The organism is Rhizorhabdus phycosphaerae (assembly GCF_011044255.1).
In the GTDB taxonomy this organism is placed as follows: Bacteria; Pseudomonadota; Alphaproteobacteria; order Sphingomonadales; family Sphingomonadaceae; genus Rhizorhabdus; species Rhizorhabdus phycosphaerae.
The window spans coordinates 1,300,813-1,312,895 of record NZ_CP049107.1 but is presented as its reverse complement, the minus strand read 5'-3'; the positions used below and the strand labels follow the sequence as shown (position 1 = coordinate 1,312,895).

The window sequence follows — 12,083 nt, the reverse complement described above, 5'->3', positions numbered from 1 at the left end:
GCCATCACGGCGTCGGAGACAGGTAAAGAATGCGAATTTTGAGCGGTTACAACAGCATTCGAAATGTGTCGTAGGGCCGGCGGCGGCCGGATATATTAGCGCGGGTCATGGTTTAATGCCGCGGCGACCGGGCCTTGTTTTGGACGGCAACCTCGTCGCGACTCGGCTCGTCTGATTCGAACTAGGATCGGCCGGGATCGCAGGATTATACTTGCTGCCCGCAGACACGGCGCTGACGTGCCGACGAGGTTTCCAATGCAGAATACCCCGCATTTCGTTGCATGGATCGACTATCTCATTGCCAGCGACGACCCGGCGGATCAGGCGCTTGCAACGGAATTTCGAACCCAGAGCTGGGCGATGCGCGAACTCATCGACGCAACGGCGACCGGAATGAGCGCTGGCCAATTCACTACTGATTGGATGGAAAGGATGGAGGCGCAGCGCCGCGTCTGCGACGAGCTGACCAAACGTGTCTTTGACCGAGCTCAGATTCTCTTAGCCACGGGTTCCTCGCCCGCCGATGAGGCTACCGTCGCTAGGGATTGGAGCGCCCGAGCGGTTGGCGCTCGTCTCATCGCGTGGCCCGACCAGGGCGAAGAGCCCAATTCCCCATCTACGCGAAATTGAACGCACACGATCGCGTGCGTTGATCCGATGCTTTGAATCGTGGGTCACAGATTGGGAAGGACCTGACCACCTCATCGCCAACCCGTGATTGCGCCGGCGGTGCCTCGACGAACAGTGTCGCTCTTCGTGTCAGGAGGGGGCTACACCATCGCTGACGCGGCCCTTGCGCTTGTCCCAATATTCATCTGTCCGGGTCATCTCGATCAGGTCGTCCGGGAAGCACCGCAGCTGAAATGAAAGCGCCTCGTCGAAGCTCCCGTGCAGCCACTGATCATATTCGTCAGGATGGAGCAGCACGGGCATCCTGTCGTGAACAGGGCGGATGGCCTCATTGCAATCGGTCATCACGCCCGAATAGACCGGACCCCAGCCATATTGCGTGTCTTCACGCCATAGTCCCGCCCAGGCGAAGATCGGTTGGCCCTTTACGTTGAACCAGGTTCGCGTCTTTGCGCCCTTCGGGCCCTCGGCCTCAGCGAAGCCCGTAAGCGGAATCAGGCAGCGCCATTCCGGCTTGCGCGCGTTGCCGATCCAGGTCGACTTGCGAAGATCGGCGATGTTGTTGACCGGCTTCGGCTTGGCCGCCTCCGACATGGCTTTGAACTTCATCGGCCAGCCCCAGGTCATCGTCTGCATGATGCGACGACCTTCGGCCTCACGGACCACCAACCCGGTAGCGCCGGGATAGACTTCTTCGCCTACGTTCGACGCTACGGGATTATCGACGCCGAAATGGGCGGCGACTTCTGCGGCGCTCAGCCTCTCCGTATAGAGATTGCACATGCCCCGATCCTATCATGTGCCCCGAATTATTCGAGCAGATTGGCGAGGCTCTTGAGCGCCGACTCCATGCCCATGACATGATCCGCTTCGCTGATCCCTGATGGCACGTTTTCGGCGAGGAAGGTTACCTTGGTGCCGCCGGTTACCGGTTTCATCATCGTCGTGAGGGTCATTGTCCCGGCGAAGCGCGGATCGTCGCTTTCGAAGCGCGCGGACTCGACTATCTTCTCATCCGGAAACAGCTCGACAAACCTTGCCTCGACGATGTCGCTCGTCTCCGTCGATTTGGGGTCACTCGTCGCGGGATCGCGATAGATGAGCTCCATCCGGTAACCGCCGCCGACCCGCGGATCGAACGAGAGGAGCCGGGCTTCCATATTGGCCGGCGCGCGCCATTTCGGCACCACCTCAGGGTCGACAAATGCCCGGAAGATCGCTCGCGGCGTTGCCAGAATCGTCCGGGAAGCGGAGTGGGTCTGAGCGGTCATGACGACATCGCTGGTAACCGGCCACGCTGCTGGCGCCAACGCCGTTTCCATTGTCGTCACAGCAGTGCCAGTTGCGGGGCGGGCTTGGAGGGTGCGGCGCCGCTGCGCCACCGATCCTCGGTGCGGTCGACGGTCATCCGATCGGCCGCAAAGGGTTCGCGGTGCTGGAAGCGAATGACGTCGCGAATCGAACCCTCCAGCCAAAGATCATATTCATGCGGGTCGAGCAGGACTGGCATGCGGTCGTTGGTTGGCGGGATCGCCGCATTCGCCGTCATCGTCATGCCGGCATAGACCGGTCCGAACTCCGGCGTGTTACGGCAAAAGCCGGCCCAGGCCATGATCGGCTGTCCCTTCACCGAAAACCATGTCCGCGTCTTTGATCCCTCCTCGCCATCCGGATTGCCGAAATGCGTGAGCACGATCAGGCAGCGATAGCGCGGATCAACGACCAGCTTATCCCACATGGGATTGGTGAGATTGGCGACCAGGCCAAGCCGCTGCGGCGTTTCGCCGCGCAACTGGCTCTCATGGGTATGGCGCGGAAAGCCCCATGTCATCGACTTGAGCAGCCGACGTCCGCCATTGGCCATGACCACCAAGCCATGCAGACCCTCGACGATCTCGCTCGGCGCCTCGAGCTCGGGCACCGTCTCGACGCCGAAATGCTCCGCGATTTCGGAGGTACTCGCCTGGATGCTGTGCAGTCGTGACATGGCAATCGCTCGGAACCGACTCAGGATGAGCTCAGGCTATAGCATGGAACATATAGCGAACAAAAGTGATTGACTCAGCCTCTCGATAGGGACGAACAAGACGATCCTTTCGACAACCTGCGAGTCTCTTGAATGCCATGCGTGAGTCCGTCGTCCTTCAAAATCTGCGTGCGCAAATTGCGCAGATCGAGGGCGCGGGAGCACGCCATGCGGTTGTGCCGTTCGGCATCGATGCGATCGATCAGCGGCTACCGGGAGGTGGCCTCGCTACCGGCGCGCTACATGAGGTCGCGGGAAGCCCCGATCTCGCCGACGACGCCAGCGCCACGATCTTCCTGGCCGGCATTCTCGCCCGGATCGACGGGCCGGTCTTCTGGTGCCTGCGGTGGCGTGACCTGTTCGCGCCGGCGCTTCACCTCGCCGGACTCCGCGCCGATCGCGTGATCTATGTCGAAGCGGGCAGCGACGCCAATGTCATGCTCGCGATGGAGGAGTGCCTGCGCCATCCAGGCCTCGGCGGCGTGGTCGGCGAGATCGGCAAATATTCGACGACCGCCTCCAAGCGCCTGCAGCTCGCAGCCGAAGGGTCCGGTGTTGCGGCCTTCGTCTTTCGCCGGGCCTCCAAGGTCGAGCAGTCGGTCGAAGGCACGGCGGCGATGACGCGCTGGCGCATAACCGCGAGCCCGAGCGAGGATCTCGGCATTCCGAGTCTCGGTCGACCGCGCTGGCAAATAGCATTGGAGCGGGTACGCGGCGGCAATCCGCACGCATGGATCGTGGAGGGGTGCGATGCGACGGGTCGCCTCGGTCTATCTTCCGCACTGGTCGACCGACCGGCTGCGGCGGAAGACCGCCAAGTCGCCGCCTGACGGCGGCGACACCCTTTCCCCGACGATCCCGTTGGTCACGGCGATCCCCGATCATGGCCGCCGCATCGTCGCGGCGGTCGATGCCGGCGCACGCGCGCTCGGCATTACGCCGGGCATGACGATCACCAAGGCGCGGTCATTCGCGCCCGAACTCGCGGTCGTTGACGCGCAGCCCGACGCCGATGTCGATGGCCTGCGCCGCATCGCCCTTTGGGCGGGCCAGCGTTATTCGCCGATCGTCGCCCCCGATGCGCCTGACGGTCTCTGGCTGGATATCACCGGCTGCGCCTCGCTGTTCAGCACCGAGGCGGCGCTCCTCAAGGACCTCCACCGCCGCATCGCGGCCTTCGGTGTGGCAGTCCAAATCGCGGTCGCGGATACGGCGGGCTGCGCCCATGCTGTCGCGCGGCACGTCCCGGCGGGTCGGCCGGTGACGATCGAACCCGGTGATCATCGCAAGGCGATCGCGCTGTTACCGATCGCAGCGTTGCGGCTCGAAGCGGGCATCGTCGAGGGGCTGCGCAAACTCGGCTTCGAGCGCATCGAGCAGCTGATCGGCACACCGCGCGGTCCGCTCGCCAAGCGGTTCGGCCGCACGCTTCATCGTCGGCTCGACCAGGCGCTTGGCTTTGCTCCTGAGCCGATCGAGCCGATCTTTCCGGAGCACCTGCCGAGAGCACGCCGCGGGTTCATGGAGCCGATCGCCACGCCCGAGGCGTTCGCACGGGTAATCGGCGATCTCGTCGCCGATGCCGTCGATCAGCTCGGCCGTGTGGGCAAGGGCGCGCGCCGGCTCGATTGCTACTTCCACCGCGTCGACGGACAGACTCAGGTCATTCGCGTCGGGACCGCTGCGCCCTCGCGCGATCCCAAACATTTGTCCAAGCTGCTGGCAGCGAAGATCGAAACCGTCGAGCCGGGACTCGGCATTGAGGCGATGACACTGGTGGTGTCGCTGATCGAGCCGATGGCGGCCCGGCAGGGGGAAAGTCTGGAGAGCCTCGGCAAGCGCGGGCCGGACCTTGCCGCGTTGGTCGACGCGCTCGCCAACCGCTTCGGTGGGCGCAATGTGCACCGCATGATGCCGCAGGCCAGCGCGATGCCCGAACGGTCGGCGGCGACAGCACCGGCGCTCGACACGGCGCGCGACGCCGGCTGGGATGACGATCTGCCACGACCGGCGCGGATGCTGGCGCGGCCCGAGCCGATCGAGGTGATCGCGCTGTTGCCCGACGACGCGCCGAGGCTCTTCGTCTGGCGGGGCAAACGCTTCCGCGTCACCCAGGGCGATGGTCCCGAACGGCTGCACGGCGAATGGTGGCGCGACGGTGGGGTGGAAGGCGAGCAGCCCTTCGCGGTCCGTGACTATTATCAGGTCGAGACGATGAGCGGTGGTCGCTACTGGCTGTTCCGGGCGGGCGACGGCGAAAACCCGTCAACCGGATCGATGCGCTGGTTCATTCACGGCGCTTTCGCATGAGCGATCCCGCACCGATCTATGTCGAGCTGCAGGTTACGACGCATTTCAGCTTCCTACGCGGCGCGTCCAGCCCCGAGGAATTGTTCGTCACCGCGGCCCGCTTGGGCCTGCCGGCACTCGGTATCGTCGACAGGAACTCGGTCGCCGGCATCGTGCGCGCCTGGGACGGCGAGAAGACGACCGGGGTGCGCTCGATCGTCGGCTGCCGGCTCGATCTGACCGACGGCACAGCGCTGCTGGTATATCCGACCGACAAAGCCGCCTATGGCCGCATGTGCCGCCTGCTCAGTGTCGGCAAGAAGCGGGCTGGCAAGGGCGCTTGCCATCTCGACTGGTCCGACGTCGCGGAGTGGAACGAGGGGCTGATCGCGATGCTCGTGCCCGATCGCGCCGACGATGTCACCGAGGCCGCGCTCGCCCGCGTGAAGCGGATCTTCGGCGACCGCGCCTATATGGCGCTATCGGTGCGGCGCCGTCCGAGGGACGCCATTCGCCTGCGCGATCTCGCGGTGATCGCCGCTGCCGCGCGCGTTCCGACGGTCGCGACCAACGATGTCCTCTACCATGTGCCCGAACGCCGCATGCTCCAGGATGTCGTGACCTGCATCCGCGAGAAATGCACCGTCGATACGCTCGGCAATGCGCGCGAGCGTTTCGCCGATCGCTATCTGAAGACGGGCGAGGAAATGGAGCGGCTGTTCCGCCGCTATCTCAAGGATCCGAGCCCGGTCTGGCGGAGCGTCGAACTTGCCGCTCGCTGCACCTTCAACCTCGACGAACTCAAATACCAATATCCCGACGAAATCCGCGTGCCAGGCCGAACGCCTCAGGAGGAGCTTGAGCGGCTGACATGGGAGAAGGCGCCCGAACGCTATCCTGATGGGATCGACGGCAAGGTGCGCGAACAGCTCAAGCATGAGCTCCGACTGATCGCCCAGCTCGACTATGCGCCCTATTTTCTGACGGTCCATGCGATCGTCGCCGAGGCCCGGCGGCGAGAGATTCTATGCCAGGGGCGCGGGTCGGCCGCCAACAGCGCGGTTTGCTATGTACTCGGGATCACCTCGATCGACCCCGTGCGATCCGAGCTGCTCTTCGAGCGCTTCGTCTCGGCCGAGCGGCGCGAGCCGCCCGACATCGACGTCGATTTCGAGCATGAGCGGCGCGAGGAAGTGATCCAGTGGATCTATGAAACCTATGGCCGCACCCACTCGGCGCTGACCGCCGTCGTCGCCCGCTATCGGTCGCGCGGCGCGGTGCGCGAAGTCGGCAAGGCGCTGGGATTGTCCGAGGACGTGACCGCCGGCCTTGCCGGTGCCGTCTGGGGTTACAGCCGGGAAGGAGTCGAGGAGAAGCACGCGGAGGAACTCAATCTCGACCTCGGTGACAAGCGCCTGGCGCTCACGCTCGAACTTACCCGCACGCTGATCAACACGCCCCGCCATCTGTCGCAGCATCCTGGCGGCTTCGTGCTGACCCGTGATCGGCTCGACGAACTCGTCCCGATCGAGCCCGCCGCGATGGACGATCGGCAGGTGATCGAATGGGACAAGGACGACATCGACGCGCTTGGCTTCATGAAGGTCGATGTCCTCGCGCTCGGCATGCTCAGCTGCATGCGCCGCGCCTTCGAGTTTCTCGAGAACGACAAGGGAATAAAGCATGACCTCGCGACGATCCCGGCCGAAGATCCCGCGACCTATGCGATGATCAGGAAGGCGGACACGCTCGGCGTCTTCCAGATTGAGTCCCGGGCGCAGATGGCCTCGATCCCGCTGATGGCGCCGAAGACCTTCTATGATCTCGTCATCCAGGTCGCGATCGTGCGGCCGGGCCCGATCCAGGGCGACATGGTCCACCCCTACCGACGGCGGCGAAACGGCCAGGAAGAAGTGACCTATCCGACCGAGGAGCTGCGCCGCGTGCTGGAAAAGACGCTTGGGGTACCGCTCTTTCAGGAGCAGGCCATGCGCGTCGCGATCGAATGCGCCGGGTTCACGCCAAGCGAAGCTGACCTGCTGCGCCGCGCGATGGCGACGTTCAAGCTGACCGGCGGCGTTTCGCATTTCCGCGACAAGCTCATCAACGGCATGGTGTCGCGCGGCTATGATCACGAATTCGCCGAGAAGACCTTCAAACAGATCGAAGGGTTCGGCTCCTACGGTTTCCCCGAAAGTCATGCCGCGTCGTTCGCGCTGATCGCCTATGCAAGCAGCTGGATGAAATGCCATCATCCCGATGCCTTTTGCGCCGCCCTCCTCAATGCCCAGCCGATGGGCTTCTATGCTCCGGCGCAGATCGTGCGCGACGCGCGACAGCACGGCGTCGAGGTACGGCCGATCGACGTGAATGCCAGTCGGTGGGACTGCACGCTCGAGCCCAGCCGCGGCCGCTACAAGGCCGTTCGGCTCGGCCTGCGCATGGTGCGGGATCTTTCGAATGCCGATGGCGCCGCGATCGTCACGGCGCGCGGTGAAGCACCCTTTACGAGTGTCGAGGAAATCCCGCGCCGTGCCGGCGTCGGGCGTGGCGCCCTGGACCGGATCGGCGACGCGGACGGCTTCGGCTCGCTCGGCGAGGACCGAAGGGCGGGACTGTGGGCCGTCAAGGGCCTTGGGCCAGCGGCGCTGCCTCTGTTCGCCGCCGCCGACGAGCGCGATGGCAAGTTGCGACAGGAGGCGCTCGAGCCGACGGTCATGTTGGCGCCGATGGGCGAAGGGGCCGAGGTGGTGGAGGACTATCGCGCGTCGGGCCTGTCGCTCCGCGCGCATCCGGTCGCCTTCCTCCGCGATGAGCTGAAGGCGCGCAAGATGATCAGTTGCGAGGCGCTGCGGACGACGAAAGACGGTCGCTGGGTCGAGCTCGCCGGGATCGTCCTCGTCCGCCAGAAGCCGGGCAGCGCAAAGGGCGTCATGTTCATCACGCTGGAAGACGAAACCGACGTCGCCAATCTTGTCGTCTGGACCAATGTCTTCGAAAAAAACCGGCGCACCGTTCTTGGCGCCTCAATGATGGGCGTCCGCGGCCAGGTGCAACGCGAAGGCGATGTGATCCACATCGTCGCCCAGCGTCTCGACGACCTGTCAGGGCTGTTGGCGAGTGTGGGCCGGCGCCCCGAGGTCGCCGATATCTATCGGGTCAGCCGCGCCGACGTGGTCAAGAGTCCGATGACGCCCGACCAGCGCGACCCCGAGCACCGCAGCCTTAATCGGAACGCCAGGGAGATATACATCCCAGATCTGCGCCTGGGATCGGGGATTGTCCCCGGTCGGCAAACGGATGGCATCAAGATCAAACCACGCGACTTTCGGTAGCCCGCGTCAGCCTCCTGCGTCGTGGAGCCGCATTATGGGCACTTAGGGTGCGAGCGAACTCCGTCAGATTGCCATCCGCGTAAAAAATCTCTTCCGGCTTATGAGCGTTCGCAGGCATCTCGCCGACGATGTATGGTCAGTCAGCAAAAGCAAAAACGGATCGTAGAGAATCAATCGAGATGTCCAGCATCAATCGCGGCGAGGGCATCACCGCGTCCGAACGCAAGCTTGCGCAGCTTGCCGACAAAACCTTCCTACGGCTTTGGTCCTATCCGAACACATTTAACGATCGGACGAAAAGCACGAGCGGCGGCGGGCAAGAGTTTGCAGACCTTCTTGTCGTTTTCGACAAACATGTTCTGCTTTTCAGTGACAAAGAGGTCGAGTGGCAGGCGCATAAGCCCATACCGCTAGCTTGGTCGCGCTGGTACCGTAAGGCCATCAAAGAGTCGGTCGATCAGCTCATCGGCGCGGAGCGTTGGCTCAGCAAGCACCCAGACCGCATCTTTACCGACAAGGCTTGTACCCAGCCTTTGCCGCTCGACCTGCCACCAAAAGACGAGCGAATCGTCCATCTGATCGCTGTCGCCAGCGGCGCAAACCAGGCGTGCCGGCGCTTTTTTGGACATTCCCGCGGAACGATGGTTCTCGAGCCCGGGCTCAAGGGCGATCAGCATGTGAACTCCGACCGCATCGGATTCCATCCGTTCGTCATCGGCGATGCAAACGCTGACGGATCGTTCGTCCATGTTTTCGACCCCGTCGGCCTTGAATTTGTCCTTACCGAACTCGACACCGCGGCCGACCTAACTGCTTACCTCGTCGCCCGGGAGCGGCTTGTTCGATCACGCAAATTGGGTATCGCGACCGGCGAAGAAGACCTCCTTGCTTCCTACATGATGAACGGTTTCATTGACGGGACGCCCGGCTTTGTGCCGAAAAAACTTCGCACAAAGGCTCGACGGAAGCTGCTTTCGATCCCCGAGGGGGAATACGAAACCTACATTTCGTCGGCGGTCTACGGAGAGCTTTCAAGACAAAGAGAGGCATCGCTCGCATGGGATCGGATGATCGAAATCATCTCGGACGACGTCCTTGGAGGGACTTCGATCGGCATATTGGGAGAGATCCCAACAACAAATCTGTCCGAACGCGCACTTCGCGTGATGGCCGCCGAAAATCGCTTTAACCGCATACGCCTTGCCGAAGCGCTTCAAAGCGCAATCGAGCGCTCCGTCGCGGAACAGATGAGTCGTTTCGTTCGCCGGCTGCTGATCGCACGCCGGCCGCCTCAACGGCAAACAGGATACCTCTTCTTGATCCTGCCCTATCGCGAGGAAAGCGGCAGCTATGCGCAATATCGCGACCACCGCGCTGCCATGCTCCAGACCTACTGCATGTCCTTCTTTGAGGAGCAGCCAAAGCTTCAGACGATCGTCGGACTCGCGCTCGACATCTATGTCGACAACGGTACGATCAAGACACGATCAGAGGATTTGCTCGCGTGCGACGCGCCAAGCTTCACGCCCGAGTTCAGGACTAGCTTGGAAGAAGCTCGGATAACATTCGGGCTGAAGGACCCAGGTGAGCTCGAAGGGCGGGCCATCGGGAAGCGCTTGCGCAATCCGTTTCGGATCAATCGCAGCGCGCGGCCTTTCTCCTGAAAATTCTGAACGCGGTACTCGCACAAGACTGCGCAACGGGTCCAGAGGTAGCGACCTGGTCGCACTAGAACGCGGAGCACCTAAAGAAATCTGTTCAAGAGATCTCCAAACCCCCAGATCAACGTCGCGCAGATGAGCAGGCCGGTTTGCCACACCGTAGTCGCCGTATCGACCATTCTGGTGTTTCGCCGGGTCAGCGTCTCGATTCTCGTCTGACTGACGGCACCCGTGAGAGGAAGCTTCTTCGTGATCGCGGCGAAACTGCGGTTCGCCTTTTCTTCGGAACGAGACAGCGCTTGCCGATAATCGTGCAAGGCAAACCCTATGGCGAACGCAGTCGCCATTGCCCCCGCGCGCGCCATTGGCATCGCGGAAGCTGCAGTGGATAGGTGCCATCCCACTGCGTAGCACCCGATCGAGCAGATCGTGTTGCATGCTGCGAATCTCGCGTGGCGCCAGAGCGACCACCATATAATCAGTTTCTTTTTCACGCGCCCGCTCCTGGCTTGGCTATAAGCATCCACGAAGTCCACGCGACAAAAAACCAAGGCCCAGACCAGGTCTTATCAGCCATAAGCGGAGGCAAGCCTGCAGATGCTCGAAGCGCTACCCCCTGATGAGCTTGGTGATGCGGGCGAAGACCTCTTCCGCTCGCTTTGCTCCCGTGCCCGGCTAACCTGCAACAAAAGCGAGCGCGACCGAACAGGCTGGGATTTCCGGGTCGAATTTAAAATGGATGACGCCGACGGCGTCACGCTCGACCAACGTTCGCCACGTGCAGCCCAAATTCAGCTGAAATGTACGGCCGGAGAGAGCGGGACGCGAGTAACAGCACGCCTGTCGTCGATCGAACGGCTGGCAAAGGACGCTGCACCGGCAGCCGTGGTGGTTTTTCGCATGAAGCCGGACGGCACCCCGCTCATGGGCTATCTTATCCCACTGATCGACCATGAGCTGTCGCGTATCCTGCACCGGCTTCGGCGCGCGGAGGCGGACGGCCGGCACGACGTCAACCACATGACGATCTCGTTCGATTACCTGAAAGGCCGCAGGTTTAAGCCCACACCCGAGGGCCTTCGAGAGGCTTTGGCCGCAGCTTCTCCCGTAAACGTCCACGCTTACACTGAGAAAAAGCGGGAGCAGCTTGCAACGCTCGGCTATGAAGGCGGCGGGATCGAGGCGGATGCTCTTGTCTGGATTGAGAGCCCCAATCACCTCACACGCATCCTATCGGGAATCGAGCCGCTCAAGCCGCTGAGACTTCAGGCCTACGACCGGCGCTTCGATATCCGCGTTCCCTACCGAGGCGATTTGCTCAACGGAGTAGAGGAGATCAGCATCCAGCTGCCGCTCGTCGGTCCATGTGAAATCGTCATCCGCGGCGGCCCCCGTAAGCCCGCAGCCGTATATCGATGCGAGGCTTTCGCACCGCCGCCGATAGAAGGCGGCCCTCTCATGGTCATCAAGCATGATGTGCTTTCAGCGCTGTTCACAGACGATGGATTGCAGATCGAGACGACGGGGAACTTCGATGAAACGCCACGTTCGCTAGATGATTGGATCCTGCTGCTACGAGGACTGGCCTACATGGCAAGCGGCATCGCGACGATGGAGTTCGAATTTCGGGGCACCCGCCTATCGCAGCTAGCTGTTCCGTCCGGCGGTCTTCAGGGTCCGCATACAGAGGATCTTCCCCGCTTGCTGGAATTCACTGAGCGTTGGAAGGAAGCAAACGCTCTCGCCGGGACCGTACCATGGGCTGCGTTCTCGTTGGCAGAAATCTGGGATGCCAACGCCGTCCAGATGGGTCTCGACATGATCCTCAATCCGCATCCGCTCGCCCGCCTAGAGTTCGACGTGATCGAAGGCGCGGATGATGAGATGTCGTTGGAGGCCCTCTACTTCAACACGATCGGATTTGCCCAAACCGCCATTACCTTCGCCGTCCGGGTGACGCTCGATAGGGTGGCGAAAGGCGCAGTTGGATTCGTCTCCACCGGATTCGACCTCATCGACATTCGCCCCGGAGTTCTTGACCTCGACGCGTATGGGGCTGAGCTTGCTACGATCAACGAGATCCAGATTGTCATCAATCCAAGCAATTTAGTGGTCGTCGATCGGCCGCTCCTTGAAAGCTAG

Annotated in this window: 10 protein-coding genes; 6 read left to right on the top strand and 4 right to left on the bottom strand. The window is 62.5% G+C overall.

The genetic code is table 11. The annotated features are described in order from the left end of the window. Nucleotides 1–255 precede the first annotated feature (255 nt). On the top strand, nt 256–630 hold the full coding sequence (locus G6P88_RS05990) for a hypothetical protein (RefSeq protein ID WP_165322333.1): 375 nt from the start codon (nt 256–258) through the stop codon (nt 628–630). 129 nt (nt 631–759) lie between these two features. Here the strand turns inward: G6P88_RS05990 and G6P88_RS05985 are convergent, their stop codons facing one another. From G6P88_RS05985 to G6P88_RS05975, 3 genes are read right to left on the bottom strand one after another with little or no spacing between them, the layout of a single operon-like run. Next, on the bottom strand, nt 760–1,413 hold the full coding sequence (locus G6P88_RS05985; protein WP_165322332.1) for an SOS response-associated peptidase: 654 nt from the start codon (nt 1,411–1,413) through the stop codon (nt 760–762). Nucleotides 1,414–1,439: 26 nt separating this feature from the next. Further along, entirely contained in the window at nt 1,440–1,901 is a 462-nt protein-coding gene (locus G6P88_RS05980; protein ID WP_165324933.1) for an SRPBCC domain-containing protein, read from the bottom strand. A gap of 56 nt (nt 1,902–1,957) precedes the next feature. Then, nucleotides 1,958–2,617 (bottom strand): SOS response-associated peptidase family protein, encoded by a 660-nt coding sequence (locus tag G6P88_RS05975; protein WP_165322331.1) that lies wholly within the window; start codon nt 2,615–2,617, stop codon nt 1,958–1,960. Between the two features lie 137 nt (nt 2,618–2,754). Here G6P88_RS05975 and G6P88_RS05970 point away from each other — a divergent pair, with 137 nt between their 5' ends. From G6P88_RS05970 to G6P88_RS05955, 4 genes are all read left to right on the top strand, one after another. Further along, a complete protein-coding gene (locus G6P88_RS05970; RefSeq protein WP_165322330.1) occupies nt 2,755–3,486 on the top strand; it encodes an ImuA family protein in 732 nt (243 codons plus the stop codon). Further along, nucleotides 3,407–4,966, top strand: coding sequence for a DUF6504 family protein (locus G6P88_RS05965; RefSeq protein WP_165322329.1), 1,560 nt, complete (start codon nt 3,407–3,409; stop codon nt 4,964–4,966). The genes G6P88_RS05970 and G6P88_RS05965 overlap by 80 nt, the downstream gene beginning before the upstream one ends. After that, nucleotides 4,963–8,280: an error-prone DNA polymerase gene (locus tag G6P88_RS05960; RefSeq protein ID WP_165322328.1), complete on the top strand. Its 3,318-nt coding sequence runs from the start codon at nt 4,963–4,965 to the stop codon at nt 8,278–8,280. The genes G6P88_RS05965 and G6P88_RS05960 overlap by 4 nt, the downstream gene beginning before the upstream one ends. Nucleotides 8,281–8,459: 179 nt before the next feature. Beyond that, a complete protein-coding gene (locus tag G6P88_RS05955) occupies nt 8,460–9,944 on the top strand; it encodes a hypothetical protein (RefSeq protein ID WP_165322327.1) in 1,485 nt (494 codons plus the stop codon). An 80-nt stretch (nt 9,945–10,024) separates the two neighbouring features. On the opposite strand, the gene G6P88_RS05950 is transcribed toward G6P88_RS05955, so the two are convergent. Next, a complete protein-coding gene (locus tag G6P88_RS05950; protein WP_165322326.1) occupies nt 10,025–10,435 on the bottom strand; it encodes a hypothetical protein in 411 nt (136 codons plus the stop codon). A 103-nt stretch (nt 10,436–10,538) separates the two neighbouring features. On the opposite strand from G6P88_RS05950, the gene G6P88_RS05945 reads away from it, so the two are divergent. After that, nucleotides 10,539–12,083 carry a hypothetical protein gene (locus G6P88_RS05945; RefSeq protein WP_165322325.1) on the top strand — a complete coding sequence of 515 codons (1,545 nt, stop codon included), beginning with the start codon at nt 10,539–10,541 and terminating at the stop codon, nt 12,081–12,083.

Coding starts and splice junctions, on each gene's coding strand:
- G6P88_RS05990 (WP_165322333.1), top strand. CDS start 256: ATGCAGAATACCCCGCATTTCGTTGCATGGATCGACTATCTCATTGCC.
- G6P88_RS05985 (WP_165322332.1), bottom strand. CDS start 1,413: ATGTGCAATCTCTATACGGAGAGGCTGAGCGCCGCAGAAGTCGCCGCC.
- G6P88_RS05980 (WP_165324933.1), bottom strand. CDS start 1,901: ATGACCGCTCAGACCCACTCCGCTTCCCGGACGATTCTGGCAACGCCG.
- G6P88_RS05975 (WP_165322331.1), bottom strand. CDS start 2,617: ATGTCACGACTGCACAGCATCCAGGCGAGTACCTCCGAAATCGCGGAG.
- G6P88_RS05970 (WP_165322330.1), top strand. CDS start 2,755: ATGCGTGAGTCCGTCGTCCTTCAAAATCTGCGTGCGCAAATTGCGCAG.
- G6P88_RS05965 (WP_165322329.1), top strand. CDS start 3,407: ATGCGACGGGTCGCCTCGGTCTATCTTCCGCACTGGTCGACCGACCGG.
- G6P88_RS05960 (WP_165322328.1), top strand. CDS start 4,963: ATGAGCGATCCCGCACCGATCTATGTCGAGCTGCAGGTTACGACGCAT.
- G6P88_RS05955 (WP_165322327.1), top strand. CDS start 8,460: ATGTCCAGCATCAATCGCGGCGAGGGCATCACCGCGTCCGAACGCAAG.
- G6P88_RS05945 (WP_165322325.1), top strand. CDS start 10,539: ATGCTCGAAGCGCTACCCCCTGATGAGCTTGGTGATGCGGGCGAAGAC.